Source organism: Ruegeria sp. CJ2 (assembly GCF_056536745.1).
In genome coordinates, this window is sequence record NZ_JBQFQF010000003.1 from 116275 (window position 1) to 142592 (window position 26318).

Annotated in this window: 30 protein-coding genes and 1 tRNA gene; 13 read left to right on the forward strand and 18 right to left on the reverse strand. The window is 58.5% G+C overall.

Going from position 1 to position 26318, the window contains the following annotated elements; genetic code table 11:
* Window positions 1-35: 35 nt before the first annotated feature.
* Both ACR0MS_RS05100 and ACR0MS_RS05105 read left to right on the forward strand, forming a co-directional pair.
* Window positions 36-1238, forward strand: coding sequence for an RSP_2647 family RNA methyltransferase (locus ACR0MS_RS05100; RefSeq protein WP_480570101.1), 1203 nt, complete (start codon window positions 36-38; stop codon window positions 1236-1238).
* Window positions 1235-1777, forward strand: coding sequence for an RSP_2648 family PIN domain-containing protein (locus ACR0MS_RS05105; RefSeq protein ID WP_480570104.1), 543 nt, complete (start codon window positions 1235-1237; stop codon window positions 1775-1777). The genes ACR0MS_RS05100 and ACR0MS_RS05105 overlap by 4 nt, the downstream gene beginning before the upstream one ends.
* A gap of 13 nt (window positions 1778-1790) precedes the next feature.
* Here ACR0MS_RS05105 and ACR0MS_RS05110 read toward each other — a convergent pair whose 3' ends face one another.
* From ACR0MS_RS05110 to ACR0MS_RS05140, 7 genes are all read right to left on the reverse strand, one after another.
* The gene (locus ACR0MS_RS05110; RefSeq protein ID WP_170382814.1) at window positions 1791-2480 is read right to left on the reverse strand and encodes a M48 family metallopeptidase; all 690 of its coding nucleotides are present in this window, start codon (window positions 2478-2480) and stop codon (window positions 1791-1793) included.
* 83 nt (window positions 2481-2563) lie between these two features.
* Window positions 2564-4285, reverse strand: a complete 1722-nt coding sequence (locus ACR0MS_RS05115; protein WP_480570107.1) for a hypothetical protein — start codon at window positions 4283-4285, stop codon at window positions 2564-2566.
* A gap of 170 nt (window positions 4286-4455) precedes the next feature.
* Entirely contained in the window at window positions 4456-5640 is a 1185-nt protein-coding gene (locus ACR0MS_RS05120) for a vWA domain-containing protein (RefSeq protein WP_480570110.1), read from the reverse strand.
* A gap of 3 nt (window positions 5641-5643) precedes the next feature.
* Window positions 5644-5814: a hypothetical protein gene (locus tag ACR0MS_RS05125; RefSeq protein WP_480570113.1), complete on the reverse strand. Its 171-nt coding sequence runs from the start codon at window positions 5812-5814 to the stop codon at window positions 5644-5646.
* Window positions 5815-5817: 3 nt separating this feature from the next.
* Entirely contained in the window at window positions 5818-7182 is a 1365-nt protein-coding gene (locus tag ACR0MS_RS05130; protein WP_480570116.1) for a DUF2927 domain-containing protein, read from the reverse strand.
* The gene (locus ACR0MS_RS05135; protein ID WP_480570119.1) at window positions 7179-7628 is read right to left on the reverse strand and encodes an N-acetyltransferase family protein; all 450 of its coding nucleotides are present in this window, start codon (window positions 7626-7628) and stop codon (window positions 7179-7181) included. Before ACR0MS_RS05135 ends, ACR0MS_RS05130 begins: the two co-directional genes overlap by 4 nt.
* A 117-nt stretch (window positions 7629-7745) precedes the next feature.
* Complete coding sequence (locus tag ACR0MS_RS05140) at window positions 7746-8591, reverse strand: AAA family ATPase (protein ID WP_170382826.1); 846 nt, start codon at window positions 8589-8591, stop codon at window positions 7746-7748.
* Between the two features lie 372 nt (window positions 8592-8963).
* Between ACR0MS_RS05140 and dksA the strand changes: the two genes are divergently transcribed.
* Together dksA and ACR0MS_RS05150 are read left to right on the forward strand one after the other, a co-directional pair.
* Window positions 8964-9386, forward strand: a complete 423-nt coding sequence (dksA, locus tag ACR0MS_RS05145; RefSeq protein WP_170382828.1) for an RNA polymerase-binding protein DksA — start codon at window positions 8964-8966, stop codon at window positions 9384-9386.
* 70 nt (window positions 9387-9456) lie between these two features.
* Window positions 9457-10608 carry an FAD-dependent monooxygenase gene (locus ACR0MS_RS05150; protein ID WP_480570122.1) on the forward strand — a complete coding sequence of 384 codons (1152 nt, stop codon included), beginning with the start codon at window positions 9457-9459 and terminating at the stop codon, window positions 10606-10608.
* Window positions 10609-10612: 4 nt separating this feature from the next.
* Here ACR0MS_RS05150 and xth read toward each other — a convergent pair whose 3' ends face one another.
* Both xth and ACR0MS_RS05160 read right to left on the reverse strand, forming a co-directional pair.
* The gene (xth, locus tag ACR0MS_RS05155; RefSeq protein ID WP_480570125.1) at window positions 10613-11392 is read right to left on the reverse strand and encodes an exodeoxyribonuclease III; all 780 of its coding nucleotides are present in this window, start codon (window positions 11390-11392) and stop codon (window positions 10613-10615) included.
* Between the two features lie 282 nt (window positions 11393-11674).
* Entirely contained in the window at window positions 11675-11998 is a 324-nt protein-coding gene (locus ACR0MS_RS05160; protein WP_170382834.1) for a HesB/IscA family protein, read from the reverse strand.
* A gap of 76 nt (window positions 11999-12074) precedes the next feature.
* Between ACR0MS_RS05160 and ACR0MS_RS05165 the strand changes: the two genes are divergently transcribed.
* Window positions 12075-13247, forward strand: coding sequence for a deoxyguanosinetriphosphate triphosphohydrolase (locus ACR0MS_RS05165; protein WP_480570128.1), 1173 nt, complete (start codon window positions 12075-12077; stop codon window positions 13245-13247).
* Here the strand turns inward: ACR0MS_RS05165 and ACR0MS_RS05170 are convergent.
* A complete protein-coding gene (locus ACR0MS_RS05170) occupies window positions 13229-13780 on the reverse strand; it encodes a putative pterin-binding protein (RefSeq protein ID WP_480570131.1) in 552 nt (183 codons plus the stop codon). The two genes, ACR0MS_RS05165 and ACR0MS_RS05170, sit on opposite strands and share 19 nt — an antisense overlap.
* A gap of 132 nt (window positions 13781-13912) precedes the next feature.
* Between ACR0MS_RS05170 and argS the strand changes: the two genes are divergently transcribed.
* The 6 genes from argS (at window position 13913) to ACR0MS_RS05200 (ending at window position 19555) form a co-directional block, all read left to right on the forward strand.
* Window positions 13913-15658, forward strand: a complete 1746-nt coding sequence (gene argS, locus ACR0MS_RS05175; protein ID WP_480570134.1) for an arginine--tRNA ligase — start codon at window positions 13913-13915, stop codon at window positions 15656-15658.
* A gap of 88 nt (window positions 15659-15746) precedes the next feature.
* Window positions 15747-16811: an SPOR domain-containing protein gene (locus tag ACR0MS_RS05180; protein WP_480570137.1), complete on the forward strand. Its 1065-nt coding sequence runs from the start codon at window positions 15747-15749 to the stop codon at window positions 16809-16811.
* Entirely contained in the window at window positions 16808-17815 is a 1008-nt protein-coding gene (gene nagZ, locus ACR0MS_RS05185; protein WP_480570139.1) for a beta-N-acetylhexosaminidase, read from the forward strand. Before ACR0MS_RS05180 ends, nagZ begins: the two co-directional genes overlap by 4 nt.
* Complete coding sequence (locus tag ACR0MS_RS05190) at window positions 17805-18599, forward strand: segregation and condensation protein A (RefSeq protein ID WP_171126585.1); 795 nt, start codon at window positions 17805-17807, stop codon at window positions 18597-18599. The genes nagZ and ACR0MS_RS05190 overlap by 11 nt, the downstream gene beginning before the upstream one ends.
* On the forward strand, window positions 18592-19248 hold the full coding sequence (gene scpB, locus ACR0MS_RS05195; protein WP_480570142.1) for an SMC-Scp complex subunit ScpB: 657 nt from the start codon (window positions 18592-18594) through the stop codon (window positions 19246-19248). Before ACR0MS_RS05190 ends, scpB begins: the two co-directional genes overlap by 8 nt.
* 64 nt (window positions 19249-19312) lie before the next feature.
* The gene (locus tag ACR0MS_RS05200; protein WP_480570145.1) at window positions 19313-19555 is read left to right on the forward strand and encodes a hypothetical protein; all 243 of its coding nucleotides are present in this window, start codon (window positions 19313-19315) and stop codon (window positions 19553-19555) included.
* Here ACR0MS_RS05200 and ACR0MS_RS05205 read toward each other — a convergent pair.
* The 8 genes from ACR0MS_RS05205 to ACR0MS_RS05240 all read right to left on the reverse strand — a co-directional run bounded on the left by ACR0MS_RS05205 (window position 19552) and on the right by ACR0MS_RS05240 (window position 24918).
* Window positions 19552-20631, reverse strand: a complete 1080-nt coding sequence (locus tag ACR0MS_RS05205) for a 2'-deoxycytidine 5'-triphosphate deaminase (RefSeq protein ID WP_480570148.1) — start codon at window positions 20629-20631, stop codon at window positions 19552-19554. The two genes, ACR0MS_RS05200 and ACR0MS_RS05205, sit on opposite strands and share 4 nt — an antisense overlap.
* A gap of 61 nt (window positions 20632-20692) precedes the next feature.
* Window positions 20693-20769, reverse strand: a tRNA-Pro gene (locus tag ACR0MS_RS05210).
* A gap of 61 nt (window positions 20770-20830) precedes the next feature.
* On the reverse strand, window positions 20831-21445 hold the full coding sequence (locus ACR0MS_RS05215; RefSeq protein WP_480570151.1) for a MerR family transcriptional regulator: 615 nt from the start codon (window positions 21443-21445) through the stop codon (window positions 20831-20833).
* 18 nt (window positions 21446-21463) lie between these two features.
* Window positions 21464-21766, reverse strand: coding sequence for an integration host factor subunit alpha (ihfA, locus tag ACR0MS_RS05220; RefSeq protein WP_008755922.1), 303 nt, complete (start codon window positions 21764-21766; stop codon window positions 21464-21466).
* 96 nt (window positions 21767-21862) lie between these two features.
* Window positions 21863-22834: a beta-ketoacyl-ACP synthase III gene (locus tag ACR0MS_RS05225; RefSeq protein WP_480570154.1), complete on the reverse strand. Its 972-nt coding sequence runs from the start codon at window positions 22832-22834 to the stop codon at window positions 21863-21865.
* A 21-nt stretch (window positions 22835-22855) separates the two neighbouring features.
* Entirely contained in the window at window positions 22856-23944 is a 1089-nt protein-coding gene (gene plsX, locus ACR0MS_RS05230) for a phosphate acyltransferase PlsX (protein WP_480570157.1), read from the reverse strand.
* A gap of 24 nt (window positions 23945-23968) precedes the next feature.
* A complete protein-coding gene (rpmF, locus tag ACR0MS_RS05235) occupies window positions 23969-24175 on the reverse strand; it encodes a 50S ribosomal protein L32 (protein WP_008756996.1) in 207 nt (68 codons plus the stop codon).
* A gap of 206 nt (window positions 24176-24381) precedes the next feature.
* A complete protein-coding gene (locus ACR0MS_RS05240) occupies window positions 24382-24918 on the reverse strand; it encodes a YceD family protein (protein WP_480570160.1) in 537 nt (178 codons plus the stop codon).
* Window positions 24919-25003: 85 nt separating this feature from the next.
* Here ACR0MS_RS05240 and ACR0MS_RS05245 point away from each other — a divergent pair, with 85 nt between their 5' ends.
* Together ACR0MS_RS05245 and ACR0MS_RS05250 are read left to right on the forward strand one after the other, a co-directional pair.
* A complete protein-coding gene (locus ACR0MS_RS05245) occupies window positions 25004-25480 on the forward strand; it encodes an outer membrane protein assembly factor BamE (protein WP_171122288.1) in 477 nt (158 codons plus the stop codon).
* Between the two features lie 97 nt (window positions 25481-25577).
* The gene (locus ACR0MS_RS05250; RefSeq protein ID WP_480570163.1) at window positions 25578-26312 is read left to right on the forward strand and encodes a GNAT family N-acetyltransferase; all 735 of its coding nucleotides are present in this window, start codon (window positions 25578-25580) and stop codon (window positions 26310-26312) included.
* The last annotated feature ends 6 nt before the right edge of the window (window positions 26313-26318 follow it).

Genomic DNA, 26318 nt, shown 5'->3' on the forward strand with positions numbered 1-26318 from the left:
TTTTCCCTGCGGACAATCGGCACTAAGAGGGCGCCATGACCCAAACCGCCGATCGTCCCCGAATTCGCCTCAAACCCAAAGCCAACGCACGCGGGCTGCGCCATGGCTTTCCCTGGGTCTATGCAAATGACATCGTAATCGACCGCCGGACGCGCAAGATCGAGGCTGGCGCCCTTGCGGTTCTCGAAGACGACAAGCGTTCGCCCATTGCGCTGGTTGCGGTGAACCCGAACTCCAAGATCATGTGCCGCGTTCTGGACCGCGATCTGGAGGCCACGTTGGATTCCGATTGGTTCGAGACCCGACTGCGCCGCGCGCTTGAGATGCGTGAACGGCTGTTTGATGCGCCATATTACCGCCTGATCCATGCCGAAGCGGACGGTTTTCCCGGCGTGATCATCGACCGTTTCGGTGACGCCTGCGTTATCCAGCCAAATGCGGCTTGGGCTGAAAAACACCTCGAGACTCTGACCGATACTCTGGTCTCTGTGACGGGCGTTTCGGTCGTTTTGAAAAATGCTTCGGGTCGGACGCGCGGTCTGGAGGGGCTGGATGATGTCAACCTCACATTGCGCGGCGCGGTCCCCGAAGCCCCGCTGCCGGTTCCAATGAATGGCGCGACCTACATGGCCGACCTGACCGGTGGGCAGAAGACCGGTCTTTTCTACGACCAGCGTCCCAACCACGCGTTTGCCGCCCGTTTGGTCCAGCCTGATGCGCAGGTTTTGGACGTCTTCAGCCACGTTGGTGGGTTTGGTCTTGCGATGCTGGCCGGGGGTGCGGGTCGCGCGCTGTCCGTCGATGGCTCTGCCGCTGCGCTGGAGCTGGCCGCTAAGGGTGCGCAGGCGTCGGGATTTGACGGCAAGTTCGAGACCCGGCAAGGCGATGCCTTCGATGTTCTGACACAACTGGGGCAGGAGGGTGCCCAATTCGACGTCGTTATCTGTGATCCGCCAGCTTTTGCGCCGTCAAAACAGGCATTGGATGCAGGGTTGCGCGCGTATGAGCGTGTGGCACGACTGGCTGCGCCGCTGGTGAAGGTGGGCGGCTATCTTGGCCTCTGTTCCTGCTCGCACGCGGCCGATCTTGGTCGGTTCCGCGACGCATCCTCTCGCGGAATTGGTCGGGCAGGGCGGCAGGCGCAGCTTATCCATACCGGGTTTGCCGGACCCGATCACCCGCAACTGCCACAACTGGCCGAAAGCGGATACCTCAAAGCCGTGTTCTATCGTCTGTGAAGGCCGTTCTCGATACCTGCGTCATCTACCCGACGGTGATGCGAGAGATGCTGCTGGGTGCGGCCAAACTTGGTCATTTTACACCGGTCTGGTCTGCGCGCATCCTAGAAGAATGGGCGCGCGCGGCCCGTAAACTCGGCCTCGAAGGTGAGGCGCAAGCCCGCGCTGAAATCGCTTTGACACAGGCAAGCTGGCCAAAAGCTGAACACCCGGAGAACCCAGGGTTAGCGCAGCGACTTTGGCTGCCCGATCCGGCAGATATTCACGTTCTGGCAACGGCTGTGTCCTCGTCTGCGGATGTCATTGTTACCGTGAATGCCAAGGATTTCCCAAGGAACATCCTTTCGGAAGAGGGGCTTGAACGCCGCGATCCCGACGCGCTGCTGCATGGGTTCTGGTCGGAAAACCCGGTCAACATGGCCGAACTCGCCGACGGGGTTCTGGCCGAAGCCAACCGTCTGTCGGGCGACCAATGGAACCTCCGCGCGTTGATGAAAAAAGCCCGGCTATCGCGTCTGGGCAAAGCGCTCACAAGCTAGGGCAAGATCCAGCTTATCCACCCGCGCCCCAACGCTGTTCAAGCACCTCCAGCGCCGCAATACGCTCATCGGTTTTGGGATGGCTCATCAGCCAGGCCGGGGTCACACCTGCGCGTTGTTGCGTGAGATCTTCGAGTTTGTGAAACAGGGACTTTTGCGGCCCGATCCCGATCCCGGCCTTGGTCAACAGTGCAGCGGCATATTCATCGGCCTCATATTCATCCCCGCGCGACAAACGTGAGGCCAAAAGATGGGTGAGCATGTTTGCAATCCACGCACCAATGAATGGGATGAAACGGTTCAGCAACATCATCAACGCCGCCCGAAGCGCATTCTGGCCCGAGAAATCAATCATCCGCCGCCGGGCATGGCCTAAGGCAACATGGCCAAGTTCATGCGCGATCACGCTGGCCATTTCTTCGGCCGAAACCTCACCATTGCTGAATTTACGGTAGAACCCGCGCGTTATGAAAATTCGCCCATCCGGTGCGGCAAGCCCGTTCACCGGGTCAATCTCGTAGATATAGACCGGCACGCGGTCGATCCCCAGCGCCGCTGCAAGCCGATCCGTCATGCGTTTGAGCGCGGGATCGGCCAGTTCGGTTGACTTGGCGTCCAGTTCCCGGTGGGTGCGCCAGACGGAAATTCGATACATGACAACGGCATAGGCGATTGCCAGCAATATTGGGGTCAGGCGAAGCATAGTTCAGATATGGGCCGCGCGCGTGGACGAGACAAGCCACAAGTTTCCGTCTTGCCGGTCTGAGACCAACGCCGTGGGTCCGATCAGTCGACGGGCGAAGGCAGCTCTAGATTCTCATGCAGGTCGGAAAGAGTGTCTTTGGTTAGCACTTCGCCCTTGGCCGCTTGGAAAAACGCGTATTCGGCCTCTTTCTGGGCGACCAATGTATCGACCCGCAGGTCTTTGACATCTGCACGCAGGTTGTCGCGAATTTCTTCATATGCCTCTGCTTCAAGCAACTCTCGCTCCAGAGTATCCAGCTTGTCGTCATATTCCGGATCGTCGAGGTCAAGATCGGCAATGTCGTCCGCAATCTCGTCACTGGTGCGACCGCCATAGTTTTCGTTCAACGCCCGCAAGTTGCGCCGGGTTTCGTATAGCTCGGCGCGCAGTTCGTAATACTCGGACGCTTCAAGCTGGTAGGACGCAATCTTGCCGACGTTACTGTTGGGTGCCGCGTTCTGGAACGCAGGGGCCGCCGCGTTCGAGGCGTTCAGGTTACGCAACTTGTCCGACCCGTAGGGGGCCGTGATCGCGGCGACAAGCGGATCGCGTTTGTAACGGTTCCGGCCCTTTTTGTTCGGGTATTCGACGTCGTCGTAGCGCAGAGTATAAGCGGCCTCTTTTGCGAAATACGCGTGGTCGTCGGAATAGCGGTGATACTCAGGGTCATAGGGCACGGGCTGAATCGTCACGTCGTCCTGATGGCGATCTTTTGGTTGCGGAAGATCAAGATTGTCATGAAACTCACCCAACGCGCTGCGGGTCAGAGTGCGGCCCTTTGATGCTTCGAAAAAGGCGGATTCTGCGTCGGCCAACGCATCCTTGGTGTCGTATGACAGGTCTTTGACATCCTGCCGAAGGTCGTCGCGGGTTTCCTCGTACACTTCAGCTTCGCGCAGTTCGGTCTCCAACTCATCCAGTTGCTCATCGTAGTCCGGGTCATTTGGATCAAGCCCGGCGATGTCATCGGCAATCTCATAGCTCGAACGGCCATCATATCCTTCGTTGAGGTCGCGCAGATCACGGCGCGCCTCGTATAGGTCGGCGCGCAGATCGTAATACTCGGTTGCTTCCGCCTGATAGGTCGCGATCTTTCCGACATTGCTGTTCGGAGATGCGTTTCGGAACGCAGGCGCCGCTGCGTTCGAGGCGTTCAGGTTGCGTAGCTTGTCCGAGCCATCGGGGTCGGTGATAGCCGCAACAAGAGGATCGCGCTTATGCCGTTTCCGCCGTTTTTGATCCTCATCACCCTGATGCCAGCTATAAGCCCCTGTAGATCGGGCCACCGGGCGCGGGGACTGTTCGATCGGGTCAATCGAGGCTTGGCGATATGACTTTTTGACCGGTTTCGAACCACGATTCGACCGAGAGCTTGAGCGATTGCCAAACAGCTCTTCCACGTCCCGTTTGAACTCGCGTCCGAATTCTGAAAACGAAACCTTTTGCGTGGTTCCGGTCTTGCCCTTACTTTTAGCCTTGTTGGAGCCGTTTTGCTTTTTGAACAAATTCTGAAAGGAATTGTTCTTCCGGGCTTTGTTTCCGCTTTTCCCGTATTCGCTTGTCTTGCTGTTTTTATTGCCTTTTCCAGCCTTTCCCTTTCCGCCGCCCTTGCCACGGCCTTTACCTGCGCCTTTTGCCTTGTCGCTTTTGGCAAATGCAGAATCTGGGGCAAGTGCAAATGTGGCAACCGCACCGGATGTCAGGATAAGAGAAGCTGATGTAACAATGGTCGTAAGAAATGCGCGAAAACGAAATCTGGTCATTTTAGCCCCCCAGCCTTAACCAATTCACAATATAGCATGGATTAAGGAATCCCGGCGGGATTTAGAGGGGTTGTTTCTTTAGGGGCTACAAAGGTCGGATATTTGAAAGAAAATGGCTCATTGTTTCCAAATTAGAAACAATAGTTCAAGACGATCAAAGCCCAAAAGAGCTATCGTGTCAGTTCCTTCATTCCCTGTTCCAGTCCGGCCAGCGTCATCGGCACCATTCGGTCTTCGAATATCTCACGGATCATGTTGATCGAGTGGGTGTATTCCCAATATTTCTCGGGCACCGGGTTGATCCAAAGATGCGATGACCACTGTTCGCGGGCCCGTTGCAGCCAGACTTGACCAGGTTCCTGGTTCCAATGCTCGCTCGCGCCACCGGGATAGGCGATCTCGTAAGGGCTCATGGAGGCATCCCCGACAAAGATGCACTTGTAGTCCGGCCCATAGGTCCGCAGTACCTCGTGGGTCGGGGTCTGCTGGTCCCAACGACGGACGTTGTCTCGCCAGACGCCTTCATACAGGCAGTTGTGGAAGTAGTAGTATTCCAGATGCTTGAACTCGGTCCGCGCAGCCGAGAACAGCTCTTCAACCACCTTGATGTGCGGGTCCATTGAACCGCCCACGTCCAGAAACAGCAGCACTTCGACCGCGTTATGACGTTCGGGGCGAGTTTTGACGTCCAGATAGCCGTGTTCGGCGGTGGCGCGGATGGTGCCGTCCAGATCCAGTTCATCGGCCGCACCCTCGCGCGCCCAGCGGCGCAGGCGTTTCAGGGCGACCTTGATGTTGCGCGTGCCCAGTTCGACCGTGTCGTCCAGGTTCTTGAATTCGCGCTTGTCCCAGACCTTGACCGCACGCTGGTGGCGGCTTTCCTTCTGACCGATCCGCACGCCCTCGGGGTTATAGCCATAGGCCCCGAACGGAGACGTCCCGGCGGTGCCGATCCACTTGTTGCCCCCCTGATGGCGGCCTTCCTGATCCTTGAGCCGCTCGCGCAGCTTTTCCATCAGCTTGTCAAAGCCGCCAAGGGCTTCGATCTCGGCCTTTTCTTCGTCTGACAGGTGCTTTTCGGCCATCTTCGCCAACCATTCGGTCGGGATGTCGACGGCTTCCAGAACCTGATCAAAGCTGATTTCTTCCAGCCCTTTGAAACTTGCGGCAAAAGCCTGGTCGAACTTGTCGATGTTGCGTTCGTCCTTCACCATCGACACGCGGGCAAGATAATAGAACGCTTCGACGTCATAGGTCGCGAGGCCCTTTTTCATACCCTCCAGAAAGGTCAGGTATTCGCGGAGTGAAACGGGAATACCGGCTTTGCGAAGGTTTTCGAAGAAGGGCAGGAACATGGATCAGGCTACCAGACGAACAAGGATGAGGGAAAGTACAAGGCCGACAAGGGCAAAGGCAATGCCGTAACCTGCTGCATATTGAGCGATATCTGCCGGGCTGCCATTGCGCTTGCGCGCCGTCAAAGCCCCCAGGATAGCCCCAAGGATCGCCATGCCCAGAACCACTATCATGCGTTACCCGCCTTTGTTGTTTGCAGGGGCTTCGGCAACGTCTTGCACAAGCGACCTGACCACGATTTCCGAGCCGAAGCCGTAGCGCGCCCACCCCAGACTGTCCAGCCTGACGGAACGTGCTTGCTCAAGCCGTCCGGTCTGACTGAGCGCTTCGGACTTCAACAGCAACAACGTGGCCAGTTGTGATGCATTCTCGGCCCGCGCCATCACGTCAATGGCCTTGTTCAATTCGGGCAGAACTTCAGACCCCTTGCCCTGCGCCAGCGCGTAAGAGGCCGTTTGGGTCGTCACATACGCGCGGTGAACCTCGGTGCCCGGGGTAGCGCGGAGAAATTGCAGGGCGACGTCATAGTGCAGCAATGCCTGCTGCGGATCGTCGAACTGTACCATGCGCCCCATCAGGTAATAAGGAAAGGCGCGGCGGTGGTCCGTCCATCCCTGTTCCTGACCAATCAGGGCAGCCTTTTGCGCGGCGCGAAAGCGTTTGCGCGATCCCGGTCCCGGACCGACGGACTTTTGAATGGCGTTGACCCATTCGCGCGGGGTTTCGGTGATGGGTTGCGGTTGGAAGGAGTCCCCACGCGGGTTCAGCCGCGACAGGATACCGGGGATGGCGGCCTCGGCCTGTTCGCGCGTCATGCCACTTTGCAGTTCGGGGGCATACGTCGCGCGCAGGATCAGCATGTCGAAGCCGGTCAGAACGGTGTGGATGTTGTCGTCGTTGAAGACGGAATCCGGCAGGTGATACAGGTCGTTCAACGGCCCCAGCGCCTGCGCGATCTCTTCATGCAGGCAATCCCGTTTTTCCTGCGGGCTGACGTCGTAAGGTATGAAAATCCCTATCCGTTCCCGGTTGCGCAGAGCGGTCCAACTGCTTTTCCTTTTGCGACGATCGCGGCTGTATTCTTCAAAGCTGGACGAATTGGGAACAACGAAACAGGCCGCGTTCGGCAGAATATCGTGGATTTGGTCCTGACTGACGGCCTCAACCGTGATGTTGGCCTGACCCTCTGAAATCTGGCGGATGTCAATCCTGGCCTCGCGTTGCAGACGGGTCAGAAGTCGGGTCAGGTCGCGCTGCATGGATGGGGTCGGTGTCCCCGTCAAACGCACCGTTACCGGTTCCTCAAACCGCGTGAAAACCGGCAGTGGGGTGCCGCTTTCCAACGCGAAATGCAAAGCGATGAAATCCGACGCGATATTGATATTCGACCGCGCCGGAGGGGTAGGGTACGACGCCGTGAACGCCTTGACCGGCGGCAGGATATCTTCGACTGCCTTCACGCGGGTTGGCGGCTCGGGCGGAGGGACCGCCGCGCATCCGGTCAGGGCCAGCCCGAAAAGGAGTGCCGCCCATCGCATCATGGGCGTTGATACCGGATAAAGGGCGTTTCCTTGCCGATACGGTCATACAGCTTGCGCGCTGTATGGTTGAACTCCTGAGTCAGCCAGTAAACGGACGGGGCGCCCTGCCTGTCGGCCTCGTCGTAAACGGCCTGTATCAGGGCCCGTCCTACACCTGTCCCGCGCGCCTCTGGCCGGGCAAAGAGGTCCTGCAGATAACATACGCTTTCCACTTTCCATGCATGGCGGTGGAAAAGGTAATGGGTCAGACCAATCAACTGCCCGTCTTTTTCAGCGAGGAAACAGGAAAAATCGTGTGGATCATCCGCCAGCAGGCGCGCAAAGGTGCTGTCATATGTCTCGGCCGGGACGGTTGTTTCATAGAATGCCAGATAGTCGTGCCACATCTCTTGCCATTCGGGGCGATCATCGGGCCGCAATGCGCGAATTGTAAGAGTATCAGGCAAGTAACATGTCCCATTCATAACGTGAGCAAGCGCCCGGACAGACCCGGACGCCTCTGCGCTGATGCTGACACCCGGCCCTCTATAAGGCAAGCGTCGATCGGCGGAACGTCACATCTCTTAGCGTTTGCTGCGAGCCATGAACGCCAGACGTTCGAACAGATGCACGTCCTGCTCATTTTTCAGCAGCGCGCCGTGCAGCTTGGGCAGGGCGTTGGCACCGTCACGCTTAAGGTCCTCGGCCGTCAGATCCTCGGCCAGAAGCAGCTTGAGCCAGTCCAACACCTCAGAGGTCGACGGCTTTTTCTTCAGCCCCTGCGTATCGCGGATTTCGTAGAACTGGGTCAGGGCGGTGGTCAGCAGACCGTCTTTGATACCGGGATGGTGCACTTCGACGATACGGCGCATCGTGGTTTCATCGGGGAACCGGATGTAGTGGAAGAAACAACGACGCAGGAACGCATCAGGCAGTTCCTTTTCGTTGTTCGAGGTGATGATCACGATGGGGCGGTTCTTGGCCTTGATCGTCTCGCCGGTCTCGTAGACGTGGAATTCCATCTTGTCGAGTTCCTGCAGCAGGTCGTTGGGAAACTCGATATCGGCCTTGTCGATTTCATCAATCAGCAGCACGACCTTTTCGTCGGCCTCGAACGCCTGCCACAGCTTGCCCTTGCGGATATAGTTCGACACGTCGTGAACCCGCTCGTCCCCCAACTGGCTGTCGCGCAGACGGCTGACCGCATCGTATTCGTAAAGACCCTGCTGGGCGCGGGTGGTCGATTTGACGTTCCATTCGATCATCTTCAGGCCCAGGGCCCCGGCGACCTGTTTGGCCAATTCGGTCTTGCCAGTACCCGGCTCGCCCTTGACCAGAAGCGGACGTTCCAGTGTGACCGCAGCGTTAACGGCGATTGTCAAATCGTCTGTGGCAACATATTCGGCTGTGCCTTGAAAGCGTGCGGTCATTGTGTCCTCATAATATGTCGCGCTGTCTGTGCCTTTGGGGTTACAGAGGGGTGGAGAATTTTACAACCCGCGTCGCTGCGTCGTCTGAAATGGAATTGACCAGCAACTCCAAGGGCTTTGAATGATTCGAGCGCTAACACAACCTGCGGCATTTTGGGGATTGCCCAGAAATCGCCTGCTATTTTTCACAGAAAAACAAGGTTTTGTTATTAGTTGTCTCATATTTAGACGCTTTATTATCGCACAACACGGGCGCGTCGTTTGCATAGTGACAATCCCCGCGCCGTCAGATAAACGCTCCGCAGAAGGGAATGCCTCATGTCTGGTGAAGAGAGAGCACTCGGCGTTGCAGGCCACACCGAGGGAGCAAAAATGAAGCAGGAAGTATTTCTGCCCGAAGATTATCGTCCAGCCGAAGACGAACCATTTATGAACGACAAGCAGCTTGAGTATTTTCGCCGTAAGCTGCTGGACTGGAAGAACGAACTTTTGGCAGGCAGCCGCGACACCATCGAAGGGCTGCAGGACAACACCCGTAACATCCCCGACGTTGCCGACCGCGCAAGCGAGGAAACCGACCGGGCGCTGGAACTGCGCACACGGGACCGCCAGCGCAAGCTGGTCGCCAAGATCGACTCGGCCCTGCGCCGGATTGACGAGGGCGAGTATGGGTATTGCGAGATGACCGGCGATCCAATTTCGCTGAAACGTCTGGATGCGCGCCCGATTGCGACCATGACGCTGGAAGCACAGGAACGTCACGAGCGCCGCGAGAAAGTCCACCGCGACGATTGATCGCTGAGGAATAGAGAAATCTCTGACGCCGGGGCCTGTCGCTCCGGCGTTTTTGCGTTAAGCGTATGGCATGAATATTGACGGTCTGAATTTTGTCGTGATCGGCGGCGGCATAGGTGGCTTGGCCAGCGCGGTGGCGCTGCGGCAGCGCGGGGCAAATGTCACCGTGCTTGAGCAGGCGCCTGCGTTGACAGAGGTCGGTGCGGGGCTTCAGATCAGCGCCAATGGTGTGGCCGTTCTGTGCGCCCTGGGCCTCGAGAACAAAACCTTGGACTTGGGGCAAGTGTCGCATGGCACAACACTGAGAGACTACCGAAATGGCCGCGTGATCAGTCACCTTCCGGGTCCGGCATCCGGCCCAACTTACTATTTTCACCGCGCCGATCTATTGGACATTCTGCACAGCGAAGCCCTGCGCGTTGGCGTGCGGATTCGATTGGGCGCTCGGGTTTCAAGCGTATCAAAGCACCCCGCCGACGCCGAGGTCGTTCTGGATGATGGAGAGCGCCTGCGAAGCGATTGTGCCATCGCAAGTGATGGAGGGCGCAGTATTCTCCGCCCAATCCTGAACGGGGTCGAAACACCGCAATTCACTGGTCAGGTCGCGTGGCGCGCCACCATCCCCTGGTCGCATCGAGAGGACGCTCCGCGCGCGTCTTTGACGATGGGGCCGGGGCGTCACGTGGTGACCTATCCATTGCGGGATCAGTCCCTGACGAACATCGTTGCCATCGAAGAGCGATCAGACTGGCAGCAGGAAGGATGGCGACTGCAGGGCGACCCTGAAGACTTGCGTGCCCGGTTTTCGGATTTCGGTGGTGGCGTGAGGGACATATTGGAAAAGGTGACAGAGACTCATCTCTGGGCCTTGTTCCTGCGCCCGGTTGCGGAAAACTGGCAAAACGGACGTCTGGCGCTTTTGGGGGATGCCGCGCATCCAACGCTGCCGTTCATGGCACAGGGGGCGTGTCTGGCGTTAGAGGACGCCTGGATACTGGCCCGGTCTTTCGACGAACAATCCGGCGTGTCGCAGGCGATGCTTGCCTATCAAACGGGCCGTCGTGCAAGGGCGCGCAAAGTCGTTGCCGCGGCCGGTTCCAACGCGCGAAACTTTCACTTGCGTGGACCGATGCGGTTGGCCGCGCAAATGGCGTTGAAGGCCATAGGCCCCAAACTGGCCGGCAAATATGAGTGGATCTACAGCTACGACCCGACGGACTAACCCCTCAGAGGTCGAGTTCTACCCAAACCGGAACGTGGTCAGAGGGTTTCTCATGCCCGCGAATTTCCGAGTCTATTCGGCAGTCTCGCATCAGATCGGCAGCTTGGGGTGTCAGCAGAAAATGGTCAATGCGTATTCCGTCATTCCGGTTCCACGCGCCCGCCTGGTAATCCCAAAATGAATAATGCCCCGGGCCTTGAGTTCTTGCACGGAAAGCCTCGGTAAAGCCAAGGTTCAGGATTTTTCGAAATGCTTCGCGGCTTTCGGGGCGAAACAGGGCATCTTCACGCCACGCATCGGGGCGTGTTGCATCTTCAGCTTGCGGAATAATATTGTAATCACCTGCCATCAACGCGGGCTCTTCGCCGGCAATCAGCTCTTGCGCCCGGTGGTAGAGGCGGTCCATCCAAGCCAGCTTGTAATCATATTTTGGCCCCGGTGCGGGGTTGCCATTCGGCAGATACAGTCCGCAGATACGTAACGCTTTCTTTCCGATGATCGTGGCCTCGATCCAACGCGCCTGCTCATCGGTTTCATCACCGGGCAAGCCGCGCGTCACATCTTCCAGAGGAAATTTCGATAGGATCGCAACGCCGTTAAAACTTTTCTGGCCGTGGGTTTCGACGTTGTAGCCGCGCTCCTCGAACAACTCGCGCGGGAAATTTTCGTCTACAGACTTGATCTCCTGCAGCAATACGACGTCTGGCTGCGCCTCGTCCAACCACCGTGGAAGAGCTTCGGCCCGCGCTTTGATGCCGTTGATGTTAAACGTGGCGATTTTCATACGCGATCCTCCGAAGCCTGTCGCAACCTATCGCGCAGAATGAACCCGGCGGCAAGATGGCGGGCGAGGGAAGCGAGGCTCTGCCTCGCGCTCCGGGATATTTTTGGCCAGATGAAGAAACGGATCGTTAACCAATATCGGCGATCAATGCCGTGCGGTACAGGCGGGGACGCCGATGACCGCGCCAGGTGAAGCTCTCCGGCGGTAGGGTCGGAGAGCGGATCCCTGCTTCATCTGGCTGAAAATATCCTGGGGGTGTGGGGGCAAAGCCCCCACCTGATGTTACATGGAAAACGAAGTCCCACAGCCGCATGAGGACGTCGCGTTGGGGTTTTCGATCACGAACCGAGCACCAATCAATTCCTGCGTAAAATCGATGACCGCGTTTTCCAGAAAGGGAAGCGAAACGGAATCCACGATGACCTTTTGACCTTTGCCCTCGAGGATCAAATCGTCGTCCTTGGGTTCATCCAGTGCGATTTCGTATTGGAACCCGGAACAGCCGCCACCTTCCACGGCGACGCGCAAAGCTTGCCCTTGATCGGCAGCGCCGATTTCGGCCAGGCGCTCGAAGGCGCGTTCTGTGACTGTCGGGGGCAGGTTCATGCCGCACTCCAAAGGTTTATTTCTGTTTCACTCTACCATATAGAAAACGCAATGGCAGGCGACAAGGACAAGACCTTTGGAAAGAGCGGGTTTTGCATCTGACCCAGCGCGCGCACGAGGGCGTCTGGTGGCGGAAGAAGAGAGCAGTTTCCGGTCATGCTTTCAGCGGGATCGAGATAGGATCATTCATGCCAGCGCGTTTCGACGGCTTAAACATAAAACGCAGGTTTTTGTTGAGCATGAAGGGGATAGCTATCGCACGCGTTTGACGCACTCCATTGAGGTGGCGCAGGTGGCAAGGACCATTTCAGGCGCTTTGGGCTTGAATCCCGAACTTACCGAAGCCGTGGCTTTGGCCCATGATCTGGGGCATACCCCTTTTGGTCACACGGGCGAGGACGCATTGCACGCCATCATGCAGCCATATGGCGGGTTTGATCACAATGCGCAGGCCATTCGCATCGTGACCAAGCTGGAACGGCACTATGCCGAATTTGATGGCTGCAATCTGACGTGGGAAACGCTGGAAGGGATTGCCAAGCATAACGGCCCGGTCGGGGGTGCGTTGCCCTGGGCGCTGGCCGAGTGTAACGGCGTGTTTGATCTGGAACTGCACACCCATGCCAGCGCCGAGGCTCAGGTGGCCGCGCTGTCGGACGACATTGCCTATAACAATCATGACCTGTTGGATGGTTTGCGAGCAGACCTGTTTTCCGATCAGGAAATACAGCTCCTGCCGATCGTGGGTGCGTGTTATGCCGAGGTGGATCGCAAATACCCGGCCCTCGACCCTTATCGGCGCAGGCATGAGGCGCTGCGGCGTGTGTTCGGGGTGATGGTCTCGGATGTCATCGACACCTCAGCGCGGCTGATTGCTGATTCCGGTGCGCAGTCGGTGGAAGAAATCCGCGATTTGGGTCGCCCGGTTGTCCAGTTCTCGGATGGGCTATGGGCGCAGTTGAAGGAAATCCGAGCGTTTCTGTTTACCCGAATGTACCGCGCGCCCTCGGTGATGGAGGTGCGCGCCGAAGTCAGCCGGATTGTAGAAGAACTGTTCCCGATCTACATGAACGACCCCAAGCAGATGCCCAAACGATGGCATGCAGATATCGAGGCTGCGGGTGATGAGACCGCTCTGGCGCGGATCGTGTCAGATTACATTGCCGGAATGACGGACCGGTTTGCTATTCAGGACCACGCCCGATTGACTGGTAATCCTATACCTGTCGGTCACTCGACCCCAATGTAAGCCAAGGCCCAGACCTGTTGGCCGGCTTGTTCGTCGGCAATGTCTTCGTTCTCTGTTGGGGGGAATACGATCATGGTGGGGCCGTACCCTCCGACGCCCATCGGCGCGCCGTCGGCATGGGTGGCCAGAATGGGTTGGTACGTCGCAATGCTGTCCCACGGGATTTCCGCCTGATAGCCGTCCATCGCCATTGGGCGTGCGGTGTTGCCCTCGGCCCCAGCCATTGCCATGACGTCCGACAAAAGGGGACCACGGAATGTATAGTCGCGCTGATGTTCGGGCGAGCCGTAGAGGATGGTGATCTCGACCTGAGGAAGGCTGTCCAGCAGGGCGGCGTCAAAGCCTGCCGCTCCGTCATGGGTTACCTCAAGAAACCCAAGAAGGCCGCCGTCATTTTCGCCCCGCGCAGGCAAGTTGGTTTCGCTTACTGCGCCGCCTAGTGTCACCAGCACGTGGCCTTGCGGTGCGGGCATTTCGGCCAGGGCGGGCAGGGCGGTGGACAGAAGCAGGCTCAGGGGCAGAGCAAGGCGCATGAAGGGTCTCCGATTAGGCTTTCCGCGCCGACTGTAGCGGGGATTGCGCCCAAACCAAGGTCAAACTTTAGGCATGCATTGACCTTAGCGCGCTGCGTGGTAAACCGCCGGACAAGCAAAAGGACATCCGAAATGAACCTGTTTTCCGAGATCCGCGCCCTTGTATTGGACGCGCTGGCGCAGATGCAGTCCGAAGGTGCTCTGCCCGAGGGGTTGAGCTTTGACAACGTGGCGGTCGAGCCGCCGCGCGATGCCGCGCATGGCGATATGGCGACCAATGCGGCGATGGTGCTGGCAAAGCCCGCCAAGATGAAGCCGCGCGACATTGCCGATGTGCTGGCGGGGAAGTTGGCCGAGGACGACCGGATCACCAGCGCCGAGGTTGCCGGGCCGGGCTTTCTGAACCTGCGGCTGGCTCCGTCTGTATGGCAGGGTGTTCTGGCGGCTGTACTAGAAAAGGGTACGGATTTTGGCCGCTCGACCATGGGGGCGGGGCAGAAGGTGAACGTGGAATATGTCTCGGCCAACCCCACAGGCCCGCTGCATGTGGGCCATACGCGGGGTGCGGTGTTTGGCGATGCGCTGGCAAGCCTGCTGGCCTATTCCGGCCATGATGTGACGCGCGAATATTACATTAACGATGGTGGCGCGCAGGTGGATGTGCTGGCGCGTTCGGCCTTTGAGCGGTATCGCGAGGCCAATGGTCTGAGCCCTGAGATTGCCGAAGGTCTGTATCCCGGCGACTACCTGATTCCGATCGGTGAAGCGCTGAAAGAGAAATATGGTGACAGCCTGATCGACAAGCCTGAAAGCGAGTGGCTGGAAGACCTGCGCAACTTTGCCACCGACGCGATGATGGACCTGATCCGCGCAGACCTGAAGGCGCTGGGCGTTGAGATGGATGTGTTCTTTTCCGAGAAGTCCCTTTACGGCACGGGTCGGATTGAGGCTGCGTTGCAATCGCTGACCGACAAGGGCCTGATCTATGAAGGCGTGCTGGAGCCGCCAAAGGGTAAAAAGCCCGAGGATTGGGAGCCGCGCGAGCAGACCCTGTTCAAATCGACCGAGCATGGCGATGACGTCGACCGCCCGGTCAAGAAATCGGACGGCTCGTGGACCTATTTTGCGCCGGATATCGCCTATCACTATGACAAGGTGACCCGTGGCTTTGACGCGCTGATCGACGTGTTTGGCGCCGACCATGGCGGCTATGTCAAACGGATGAAGGCGGCTGTGTCGGCGCTGTCCGATGGCAAAGTGCCGCTGGATATCAAGCTGACCCAGTTGGTGAAGCTGTGGAAGAACGGCGAACCGTTCAAGATGTCCAAACGGGCAGGGAACTTTGTCACCCTGCGCGATGTGGTCGATCAGGTTGGCCCCGACGTGACCCGTTTCGTGATGCTGACCCGCAAGAACGACGCGCCGCTGGATTTCGATTTCGACAAGGTGCTTGAGCAGAGCCGCGAGAACCCCGTGTTCTACGTCCAATACGCCCATGCCCGCGTCATGAGCGTTCTGCGCCGCGCGGCTGAGGCCGGGATTGATGCCGATGACGCCACCCTCGCAGGGGCTGATCTGGGCAAGATTGATCATGCTTCGGAGCTGACTGTTGCCAAGAAACTGGCCGAATGGCCACGTCTGGTCGAAATCGCCGCGCGGACCAATGAACCGCACCGAGTTGCCTTCTATCTGTATGAATTGGCAGGGGATTTCCACGCTTTGTGGAACAAGGGTAACGACGAAACCCAGCTTCGGTTCATTCAGGATGGCGATGTTGACACAAGTCAGTCAAAAATCGCACTGGCCCGGTCCGTTTCTGTTGTGATTTCAGCAGGCTTGGGTATTCTTGGCGTTACCCCGGCGCAGGAGATGCGGTAACAAATATCGCCCGAACCGCCGGTACGAGGTAGGCAAGAAATGACCCGCGCGCCTTATTTATTGGCGCGAAACGGGCAGTGAGGCGGACATGGCGAATTACGATTACTCGGGGCATATGCGCCCCGAGCAGATGCATTACACGAATCAACCGCATCCTCAGGATGGGTCTGAATACTCCGATGACATGCTGGAATATGATGTGGCGCCACGTGCACTGGGGCTGGGACGTATTGTAAACACGCTGGGCGCAGTCGCGTCGCTGGCTTTGGTCGCTGGCATCGGCGTTTGGGGTTACAAGCTTGTCATGCGGGACGTGAGCGGTGTGCCAGTTGTGAGGGCGCTGGAAGGTCCGATGCGGATTCAGCCGGAAAATCCCGGTGGAACGCCCGCGGATCATCAAGGTTTGGCTGTGAATGCGGTTGCCGCCGTTGGTACGGCTGCACCGCCTGCGGATCGACTGATCCTTGCGCCGCGTCCGGTATCGCTTGCGGATGAAGACACGCCAGTCGAAGCGCTGCAGCCCACCAAAGCCGTGCATCTGGTTGAGGAAGAGATTTCCGATCAGGAAGCTGCTCAAATGCGCCAGAGCGCGGTGGATGCGCTGGTTGCAGAACTGGCGGATGGAAATACCGCAGCCGATGCCCCGGCCGAGCAGGGCGTGCAACTGGCGTCGCTGGTCACGCCGGAAGAAGAGCCTGCGATTGATCCTGCTGATCTGGCGGCACAGCTACCTGACCCGGAACTGGCGGCATTGCCCGGCGTCCGGCGTTCCCTGCGCCCGATTACGCGTCCGGCACGCACGACTCCGGCGGGGATTACACCGAACAGCTCGACCGAGAACGCAATCAACGCGGCCGTCAAAGCCGCCGTTGGTCTGGATGTGGACCCCGATGCCTTGTCAAAGGGAACACGCCTTGCCCAGCTTGGCGCATATGAAAGTTCCGATGTGGCCCGCGCCGAATGGGATCGCCTGAACGGTCGGTTTGGTGAGTATATGGATGGAAAACAGCGCGTTATCCAGAAAACCTCAAGTGGTGGCCGCACGTTCTATCGGCTGCGTGTGATGGGATTTGATGACCTGAGCGACTCGCGTCAGTTCTGTGCGGCACTGCAGGCGCAAGGCGCGGATTGCATCCCGGTTGCTGCCCGTTGACGTTTGGCGCTGCGATCTCTGATGCCGAGGGCTTGCGCTTGTCGGAAGAAGAAAAAAGCCTGTTCCGTGAAATGAACCCGTTTGGGTTCATTTTGTTTGCCCGCAATATCGACACGGCAAATCAGGTGCGTGCCCTCTGCGATGATTTCCGCGAGGCGGTGGGCCGCAACTGCCTCATTACCATTGATCAGGAAGGCGGCCGCGTGCAGCGCCTGCGAAGCCCGATTGCGCGTGAATGGATGCCACCGCTGGATCACACCACACGGTCAGGCGAACAGGCCGAGCGTGCGATGTATCTGCGGTATCGGCTGATCGCGCAGGAACTGTTTGAGCTTGGGATCGACAGCAACTGCGCCCCCATGGTCGATCTGGCGCGCGAGGATACGCATCCTTTCCTGCAAAACCGGTGCTATGGTTCCGACCCGGATCAGGTTTCCAGAATTGGGCGCGCCGTTGCCAAAGGGCATCTTGATGGTGGCGTGCTTCCCGTGATCAAGCACATGCCCGGCCATGGGCTTTCAACCATGGACAGCCATCATGATCTGCCCCACGTGGATTTGCCGTTGGAGGCGCTGGATCGTGACGACTTTGCCCCGTTTCGGGCTTTGAACGACCTGCCGATGGGTATGACCGCTCATTTGGTCTATGATCGGATTGATCCCCAGCCAGCGACGATTTCGTCCGTGATGATCCAGTTGATCCGCGACCGAATTGGCTTTGACGGGCTGATCATGACCGATGACATCTCGATGAAGGCCCTGAGCGGCGCGCCTGAGGACATCGCGCGTCAGGCGCTTAGGGCTGGGTGCGACGTCGTTCTGCATTGCAACGGATCGTTCGACGCCCGAGCACGCGTGCTGGAGGCCGCCGGAGACATGACCGACCGGGCACAATCCCGCGCGGAAAAGGCGCTGGCGATGCGGCAGAAGCCGGCGGAACTTGACATCCCTGCGGCTGAGGCTGAACTATCTGCCCTAATGGGCGGGCAGGTGTATGAACGATAACCTTTTCAGCGAAGACCCGGTCTCGGTCGCGGATCGCCTTGCGGCCGAAGCCCTGATCGTTGATGTCGACGGGTTTGAAGGCCCGTTGGATGTTTTGCTGACCCTGTCGCGAACGCAAAAGGTTGATCTTCGAAAGATCTCGGTTTTGGCCTTGGCGCAGCAATATCTGGCCTTTGTCGAAAAGGCGCGTGCGCTGCGGATTGAGTTGGCGGCGGACTATCTGGTCATGGCCGCCTGGCTCGCCTTTCTGAAATCCCGCCTGTTGCTGCCACCTGACCCGGATGACGAAGGACCGTCGGGTGAAGAATTGGCCGCGCATCTGGCATTCCAACTGGAACGCCTGCAAGCGATGCGCGACGCCGCTGCCCGCCTTATGGCGCGCGACCAACTGGGGCGCGATTTCTTCAAACGCGGGCAGGGAGAGGATATCACGCGTATCCGCACCGTGACCTACTCGGCCACGCTGTTGGATCTGATGCAGGGTTATGCGCGCATCCGTACTCGGGATGAGTTTCGCCCCTTTGTCATGGACCGCGACGCCGTCTTTACCATGGAGCAGGCGCTGGAGCGGATGCGCCCCCTGATCGGCTTTGCCGGGACTTGGACGGATATGGAAACCTACCTGCCCGATGGCTGGGACGCGGATCCAGTGCGCCGACGCTCGGCCACGGCTGCCACGTTTGCGGCCTCGCTTGAGTTGGTGAAAGAAGGACATATGGAGATCAAGCAAAGCGAGACTTTTGCTCCGATCCATCTGCGTAAGAGGACCGAAACACGTGACTGACGCCCCTGAAGACGAAGGCACCGGCACCTTGTTCGAGGCCCCTCCGCTGGCCGAGCAGGAGCGGATGGTCGAGGCTGTGCTGTTCGCCAGCGCCGAACCTGTGACGATTGCCGATCTTGAGGCTCGGATGCCCCATGGCAGCGATGCAGCGCAAGCTGTTGAATTACTGCACAAAAGATACGAGGGGCGCGGCGTCCGAGTGGTCCGTGTGGGCGAGGCCTGGGCAATCCGCACTGCCCCCGATTTGGGTTTCCTGATGCAAAAGGAGACGGTCGAGACACGAAAGCTCAGCCGTGCCGCGATCGAGACGCTGGCGATTGTCGCGTATCACCAACCCTGTACAAGGGCCGAGATCGAGGAAATCCGCGGTGTCTCTGTGTCGCGCGGCACCATTGATCAGTTGCTTGAGATGGAGTGGATCAGGTTGGGCCGCCGCCGCATGACACCCGGGCGACCGGTGACATTTGTCGTGACACCGCAATTTTTGGATCACTTTGGCCTTGAGAATGCGCGCGATCTGCCGGGTCTCAAGGAATTGCGCGCCGCTGGTCTTCTGGAAAATCGCCCACCACCGGGTGCGATGCCCTTGGGGGAAGGGCAGGACGATGACGAAGACGAAGATCAGACCGAGCTGTTCGAGGAAGAGTGATCGCGCGCCCCTTTGTTTGCGGCGTCAAACGCTTATGTTCGGACCCAGAAGATGGAGTTGAGCAATGAATGCCAATCGACTGATCGACATGATTGTGCGTCAGGTGATGCGCCGCCTTGTCAGTAAGGGCGTGGACAAAGGCTTTGACATGGCGGGTCGTATGGGGCGCCAACCCGGAGAACAGCCAAGGACCAAAGGTGACCCATCGGCTGATCGTCACATTCAAAAGAACGCCAATCGGCAGAAGCAGAATATGAAGCAAGCGCAGCGCATGACGCGTCAGATGCGCCGTTTCATGAAATTCTAGCTGACCGCTTTGAAATGCTTGGACAGTTTCAAGCCTTGGCCCTGATAATTTGAGGCGATACCCGCGCCATAAAGCTGTGTGGGCATCTCGGCCATTTTCTCATAAACCAGCCGCCCGACGACCTGCCCGTGTTCCAACACGAAGGGGGCTTCGTGGCAGCGCACTTCCAGAACACCGCGTGAACCAGCACCACCAGCGGCGGCATGGCCGAAACCGGGGTCGAAGAAACCCGCATAGTGCACGCGGAATTCACCGACCATAGCCAGATAAGGTGCCATTTCCGCGGCATACATGGGCGGGATATGCACCGCTTCACGGCTAACCAGAATGTAGAATGCACCGGGATCAAGGATGATGCGGCCATCGGTGGTGCGCACCTCCTCCCAGTATTCCTGCGGGTCGTATTCGCCAATCCGGTCGAGGTCGATCACGCCGGTATGCGGTTTGGCGCGATAGCCGACCAGATCGGTGTCTGGCAGTTGCAGATCGACCGAAAAGCCCAACCCGTCCTGAATAACGGCAGGCCCATCGACAAGGGGCGAGTCGTTGTGCAGCGCAGTCAGTTCCGCGTCGCTCAACACGGCTTGCCCCTCGCGGAATCGAATCTGGTTCAACCGCATTCCCGGCCGCACAAGGACCGAGAAGGAGCGGGGGCAGATTTCGGCGTACAAGGGTCCAGTATACCCGGCGGGCACCCGGTCAAATTCAGTCCCGCCATCGGTGATGGTGCGGGTCAACAGGTCCAACCGCCCGGTTGAGCTTTTGGCATTGGCAACTGCGGTGACGCTGTCGGGCAGGGCTAGTGATTCCATCAACGGAACCAGATAAACGCAGCCCTTTTCCAAAACCGCGCCGTCGCTGATATCAATCCGGTGCATCTCGAACTCGGCCAGACGGTCGGCGACCGAGCGCCCTTCACCGGCAAGGAAAGACGCGCGCACGCGGTAAGCCACTGTTCCCAGACGCAGGTCCAGACTGGCTGGCTGTACCTGCGGGTCGATGATCGCTGGCTCGGCGGTAATCTCACCACGCGCAATCATGCCTTCGATCTGCTGGTTTGGGCATACACCTGTCATTCCGATCCCCCCTGATGCCAGAGCGGGATCTGGCCTGTCTGCCATAAACGTCGGTGTGATTTGGTCGGGCTAGCAGGACTCGAACCTGCGACCTTCCGTCCCCCAGACGGACGCGCTACCAGGCTGCGCCATAGCCCGACGTTGGGGTGTTCATAAAGACTTTCCCGGCGGGGGCAAGAGGAAATCATCGCCTTTTTTCTTATCCCGCCGATCGGTTTTCAATTCGATCCAGCACGGCTCGCAGCTCTTTGGCGACCGGTGCGATTTGGCGCAACAGACTGTCGTCGAAATCTGTTCTGTTCCATGCCTGAGTCGCAATGCCCCCCATCAACGGTGCTTCGTCCAGATATTCTGGTTCGGATTGCGGAGGGGTGTCGTTTTGTGGTGTTGCAGCGGCCGGAGCCGGTTCAGGCTGCGCAGGTTCAGGCGGCTTGGCGGCCTCCAGATCCAACGTAATCTGCTCTTGGGTAGGGGCTGGCTTGGTCGCGAAAGGAACAACAACGCTGCTGTCGGCGACCGGATCAGGCTGTGCGGCTTCGTCCAAACCTTGTGACAGCGAAGCGACATGCGCGACGCCTTGTTCACGAAGGATGCGCTGAACGCCTTTGATGGTAATGCCATCTTCATGCAGCAGTTTCTTGATGCCACCAAGCAGCCGCATGTCATTCGGACGATAGTAGCGACGCCCGCCCGCACGCTTCACCGGCTTCACCTGGCTGAAACGGCTTTCCCAGAATCGCAGCACATGAGCCTGAACGCCCAGCCAATCCGCAACTTCACTGATTGTGCGAAATGCGTCGGGGGACTTGCTCATGACCCTGCTGTCCTGATCTTACTTACGGTTTCCTGCGGCGACGCGATCCTTCATCAGGTGCGACGGGCGGAAGGTCAGCACGCGGCGCGGCTGAATGGGAACTTCTTCACCGGTTTTGGGGTTGCGACCGATACGAGCGGTTTTGTCGCGCACACTGAACGTGCCGAAAGACGAAATCTTGACCTGCTCACCACGCACAAGCGCATCGGACATATGGTTTAGAACGCTTTCAACCAGTTGCGCGCTTTCGTTGCGTGAAAGACCGACTTCTCGAAAGACGGCCTCGCTCAGATCCATTCGCGTCAGTGTTTTGTCGCCCATGCCTATTCCCCTGTTGATGGTAAAGCATAGGGTCAGGGCAAATTCACTGTCAATATCAATGAATTGCAGCCGTGTGTGTAAGCCGTTTTGCGCCTGTTACCACCGCAAGAGGACTGATCCCCAGGCCAATCCACCCCCGATTGCCTCGGTCACAAGCAAATCGCCCGGCTTGAACTGGCCGCGCTGCTTGGCCACAGACATGGCAAGCGGAATCGATGCGGCCGACGTGTTCCCGTGGTCTTGAAGGGTCACAACGACATGATCCATCGGTACACCCAGCTTCTTGGCGGTGCCCTGAATGATACGGATATTGGCCTGATGCGGCACGATCCAGTCCACGTCCTCGTGCCCTAAACCGACTTTTTTCAAGCTATTTTCGGCAGTTGACGTCAAACGCTCAACAGCCTGACGGAACAGTTGGTTCCCCTTCATACGCAGAAAACCGGTAGTTTGCGTTGAAACACCGCCATCGACATACAGCAGGTCCTTGTAGCGCCCGTCCGAGTTCAAGTCGGTGGCCAGAATGCCCCGGTCATCCGGGGTTCCGTTGCCTTCCTGACGCTCGAGGACAAGCGCACCAGCGCCATCGCCGAACAACACACAGGTCGACCGGTCTGTCCAATCCATGATGCGCGAAAATGTCTCGGCCCCGATGACCAGTACGCGTTTCACCTGATCCGACAGAATCAGGGCATTGGCATTGCTCAGGGCATAGACGAACCCGGCGCATACGGCCTGAACGTCAAAAGCAAACCCTTTGGTCATCCCCAGCCGCGACTGCACCATGGTGGCCGCGGACGGGAAGGTCAGATCCGCCGTCGACGTCGCCAGCACGATGGCATCAATGTCGTCCGCCGTCAGACCGGCATCTGCCAGCGCAGCTTCGGCGGCCTTGGTCGCCATATCCGACGTCGTTTCATCTTCTGCGGCAAAATGGCGCCGTTCGATACCCGAGCGGGTTCTGATCCACTCATCCGTCGTATCGAGCGTCTTTTCAAACTCGGAATTCGGAACGATGCGCTCTGGCAAATAATGTCCGACACCAACTACAACTGAACGGCCTGCCATCCTGAGGTACTGCCTTTTTTGTTATTCGCCCGCTTTCGGCGGTGCGTGCGCGGCATCTTGTGCAAGCTCGGCTGTGGATGCAACCCGTGCCGCCAATTTTTCAGCGAAGCCTGATTGGGCCAAGGTAAAGGCCAGTTTTACCGCCGCTGATACCCCTGTCGCATCAGCGCCGCCATGTGACTTGACCACCGTCCCGTTCAGACCGAGGAAAACCCCGCCATTCACACGGCGCGGGTCGATACGCTTTTTCAGTCGGTTCAGCGAAGTGATCGCAAGAACAGAGGCAAGACGGGATAACGGAGAGTATTTGAACGCTTCGCGCAGCAGGTCACCGATCAGGCTTGCCGTGCCCTCTCCGGTTTTGATGGCGACGTTGCCGGTAAACCCATCGGTTACAACAACATCCGCCTTATCTCCGGGGATGTCACTGCCTTCGACAAAACCCACAAAGTCAAAGCTGGCCTGATCCGCAAAATCCGCGATCATCGAATGCGCTTCTTTCAATTCAGCGCGGCCTTTGTGCTCTTCCGTTCCGACGTTGAGCAACCCGATGCGGGGGCGCTCAAGCGCCATACCGTTGCGAGCGTAAGACGCTCCCATCAACGCGTATTGGAGAAGGTCTTTGGCGTCGGCGCGCACATCTGCGCCGACATCCAGCATCACGTTAAAGCCCTGCGGGTTGCGCGAAGGCCACAGAATCGCAATTGCCGGACGGTTCACGCCCGGCAGTTTGCGAAGCCGCATCATCGACAGCGCCATCAGTGCACCGGTATTGCCGCATGACACGGCACCATGTGCCTCGTCCTGGCGGACCGATTCCAGCGTCGACCACATCGAGGTCTGCTTGCCGTTGCGGACAACCTGGCTGGGCTTGTCCTCCATCGTGACCACGTCGGGGCAATCACGAAAAACGACGCGCCCGTTCAGGACACGCCGTTTGGCGACAAGTTTGCGCAGTGTGGCCTCGGGCCCGTGCAGGATAAAGGCGATGTCGGGGTTCTTGTTTGCTGATTTCGCAATGCCTGCCACAACCGTGGCAGGCCCCGAATCTCCGCCCATTGCGTCAACCGAAATGGTAATCCGTCCGGCGTGCTTGGGCTTATCTGTCATGCCTTGGCCTGCACTAAGAAAGGCTTAGGCCGCGTCTTCGTCCAGGTCGATTTCGTCGGCCTGAGCGACGACTTCACGGTCATCATAGTGGCCGCAGGACGCGCAGACGTGGTGCGGGCGCTTCAGCTCACCACAGTTCGGGCACTCGTTCGGGTTTGCAGCAACCAGAGCGTCATGTGCGCGGCGGTTGTTGCGGCGCGACTTGGAAACTTTGTTCTGTTGGACAGCCATGGTCTCAACCTTTGTCTACTAAGGGCCAACAGATTCGCTGTGGGCCGGGTTTCATTCTTTGTTTTTCTCGTGGTTTGACGCGCGTTTAGGGGACGAGCCCCGCAATGTCCAACCCAAATTCCGATGAGCGCGCGAAAATACTGCGATTCTCGACATGTTCAAGCGATTTTTCTGAGCGCCTGCTATGACAGGAAATCTGACCCGTGTCACTCGTCTTTTTTCATCGCATCGCGCAAACTGGCAAGCCCGGCAAAGGGTTTGACGTCTTCGTCGGTCATCGCCTGATTGCCCGGTTCCGTATAGTCGGCCTGTTCCAGTTCGGCACCGTCCTTGCGCGGGTATTGCGGCAGGGCCAGCGACAGCGCCTCGATCATGACCTGCGCCGGGTCAATCTCTGGCCCCAGAGGTTCGGATTCGTCGCCTTCGGGTATCTCGAACTCTTCTTCGTCCGGGTCGGACCAATCTGCCAGAAACATGCGCGATACAGGTATGTCGATCCTTGTTGTGACCGGTTCCAATGTCACGACACACGGCTGAATGACCGTGGCCCCCAATTTGCCGGTCAAGCACCAGTCTCGCTTGCCCTGCGCGCGCAGTTCGCCGACGAAGCTGAGTTTGCGCAATCCGAGCAGACCCAGATCCTCTTTGATCACGTCCAGCCACCCGGCATCCGGGCGCAGATCAAAGGTGGTTGGCGAGTTCTGGGGCAGGTCTGCGACCCGCAGAGACGTCTGGTTGCTCATTCGTGACCCTTTCCTGTGTTGAACCGGGGCTGCGGTTTGATGTAATCGGATAGGGTCCGCAAGGGGCCAAGGCAAGAGGGTGTGAATGTTGAAGGTTGTGAACAGGTTGAAACCAGCGTCCAAAGCGCTTGTATTTGGGGCGTGTTTGGTTGTCGCTGGTGCGTGTACGCCTGTTTTCGAGAATCACGGGTATGTCCCCACACCTGAAGAGCTGGCCGAGATCAAAGTCGGCGTAGACACCCGAGACAGCGTGGTCGAGGCCGTCGGCGCGCCAACGTCATCCGGTGTGGTGCGGGATTCCGGTTATTACTATGTGCGCTCCAAAGTCCGTCATTACGGGCCCAAGCGCCCCGAAGTCGTCGAACGTCAACTGGTCGCGATCAGCTTTGATCAGCGCGGCGTCGTCCGCAACATCGAGCGCTACGGGCTTGAGGACGGAGTTGTGGTTCAGTTGGATCGCCGCGTGACCGATTCCAGTATCGAGGGCAGGGGCTTCCTGCGTCAGCTTCTTGGCAACATCGGCAACTTCAACCCTGCGAACATTCCCGGCGCGACCAATTAATTTGAAGCCAGTTCTTGTCGCAGTCACACGATGGTCACACATAGTGTGATAGTCACGCGGCAAGATGAAACGGGTCTGCAACCGCGGAGGTGCGACCATGGCACTATTGCTTGGCAAGGGCCGGTACCGCGCGCGTCTGGCGCAAACACCGCAGGATATTGCGGCGGCGCAGGCATTGCGGACGCTGGCCTTTGAAACGGAACAGGTGGATCAGGACGGTTTCGATCCGCTCTGCGCACATATTCTGGTCGAGGATACACGCGCTGGCGGGCAACTGGTCTGCTGCTTTCGAATGCTGACGATGGATCAGGGGTCCGAGATCGGGCGCAGCTATTCCGCCCAGTTCTATGACCTCTCGGCGCTTGAAGGGTTCACCGGACGTATGGTCGAGATGGGGCGATTCTGCATTCACCCTGACTGGACTGATCCTGACATCCTGCGGGTCGCATGGGGGGCAATGACCGCCTATGTAGATGAAAACAATGTGGAAATGCTGTTCGGCTGCTCTTCGTTCGCCGGGACGGAAACGTCCGAGTATCTGGACGCGTTTGCCATGCTGAAACATCGCCATCTGGCCCCAAAGCGTTGGTTGCCACGTGTGAAAGCGCCCGATGTGTTCCGTTTTGCCGCGCGGCTGCGGCGTCGGCCCGATGCGAAGAAGGCCATGCTGCGGATGCCGCCGTTGCTGCGTACCTATCTGATGATGGGCGGCTGGGTCAGCGACCACGCTGTCGTTGATCGCCACATGAATACGCTCCACGTCTTTACCGGGCTTGAGATCGGCGCGATCCCCCCGGCCCGAAAGCGGCTGTTGCGCGCGGTTGTCGGGTAATCGCCG

Bases quoted from the DNA above. Each gene is read 5' to 3' on its own strand.
- xth (WP_480570125.1), bottom strand. From the start codon at position 11,392: ATGAAAATCGCCACGTTTAACATCAACGGCATCAAAGCGCGGGCCGAA.
- plsX (WP_480570157.1), bottom strand. From the start codon at position 23,944: ATGACAGATAAGCCCAAGCACGCCGGACGGATTACCATTTCGGTTGAC.
- ACR0MS_RS05190 (WP_171126585.1), top strand. From the start codon at position 17,805: ATGAACGATAACCTTTTCAGCGAAGACCCGGTCTCGGTCGCGGATCGC.
- ACR0MS_RS05225 (WP_480570154.1), bottom strand. From the start codon at position 22,834: ATGGCAGGCCGTTCAGTTGTAGTTGGTGTCGGACATTATTTGCCAGAG.
- ACR0MS_RS05240 (WP_480570160.1), bottom strand. From the start codon at position 24,918: ATGAGCAACCAGACGTCTCTGCGGGTCGCAGACCTGCCCCAGAACTCG.
- ACR0MS_RS05215 (WP_480570151.1), bottom strand. From the start codon at position 21,445: ATGAGCAAGTCCCCCGACGCATTTCGCACAATCAGTGAAGTTGCGGAT.
- ACR0MS_RS05120 (WP_480570110.1), bottom strand. From the start codon at position 5,640: ATGTTCCTGCCCTTCTTCGAAAACCTTCGCAAAGCCGGTATTCCCGTT.
- ACR0MS_RS05110 (WP_170382814.1), bottom strand. From the start codon at position 2,480: ATGCTTCGCCTGACCCCAATATTGCTGGCAATCGCCTATGCCGTTGTC.
- ACR0MS_RS05125 (WP_480570113.1), bottom strand. From the start codon at position 5,814: ATGATAGTGGTTCTGGGCATGGCGATCCTTGGGGCTATCCTGGGGGCT.
- ACR0MS_RS05150 (WP_480570122.1), top strand. From the start codon at position 9,457: ATGAATATTGACGGTCTGAATTTTGTCGTGATCGGCGGCGGCATAGGT.
- ACR0MS_RS05130 (WP_480570116.1), bottom strand. From the start codon at position 7,182: ATGATGCGATGGGCGGCACTCCTTTTCGGGCTGGCCCTGACCGGATGC.
- ACR0MS_RS05245 (WP_171122288.1), top strand. From the start codon at position 25,004: ATGTTGAAGGTTGTGAACAGGTTGAAACCAGCGTCCAAAGCGCTTGTA.
- ACR0MS_RS05160 (WP_170382834.1), bottom strand. From the start codon at position 11,998: ATGAACCTGCCCCCGACAGTCACAGAACGCGCCTTCGAGCGCCTGGCC.
- rpmF (WP_008756996.1), bottom strand. From the start codon at position 24,175: ATGGCTGTCCAACAGAACAAAGTTTCCAAGTCGCGCCGCAACAACCGC.
- dksA (WP_170382828.1), top strand. From the start codon at position 8,964: ATGAAGCAGGAAGTATTTCTGCCCGAAGATTATCGTCCAGCCGAAGAC.
- ACR0MS_RS05170 (WP_480570131.1), bottom strand. From the start codon at position 13,780: ATGCGCCTTGCTCTGCCCCTGAGCCTGCTTCTGTCCACCGCCCTGCCC.
- ACR0MS_RS05180 (WP_480570137.1), top strand. From the start codon at position 15,747: ATGGCGAATTACGATTACTCGGGGCATATGCGCCCCGAGCAGATGCAT.
- ACR0MS_RS05205 (WP_480570148.1), bottom strand. From the start codon at position 20,631: ATGACAGGTGTATGCCCAAACCAGCAGATCGAAGGCATGATTGCGCGT.
- ACR0MS_RS05200 (WP_480570145.1), top strand. From the start codon at position 19,313: ATGAATGCCAATCGACTGATCGACATGATTGTGCGTCAGGTGATGCGC.
- ACR0MS_RS05250 (WP_480570163.1), top strand. From the start codon at position 25,578: ATGGCACTATTGCTTGGCAAGGGCCGGTACCGCGCGCGTCTGGCGCAA.
- argS (WP_480570134.1), top strand. From the start codon at position 13,913: ATGAACCTGTTTTCCGAGATCCGCGCCCTTGTATTGGACGCGCTGGCG.
- ACR0MS_RS05100 (WP_480570101.1), top strand. From the start codon at position 36: ATGACCCAAACCGCCGATCGTCCCCGAATTCGCCTCAAACCCAAAGCC.
- ACR0MS_RS05140 (WP_170382826.1), bottom strand. From the start codon at position 8,591: ATGACCGCACGCTTTCAAGGCACAGCCGAATATGTTGCCACAGACGAT.
- ACR0MS_RS05115 (WP_480570107.1), bottom strand. From the start codon at position 4,285: ATGACCAGATTTCGTTTTCGCGCATTTCTTACGACCATTGTTACATCA.
- ihfA (WP_008755922.1), bottom strand. From the start codon at position 21,766: ATGGGCGACAAAACACTGACGCGAATGGATCTGAGCGAGGCCGTCTTT.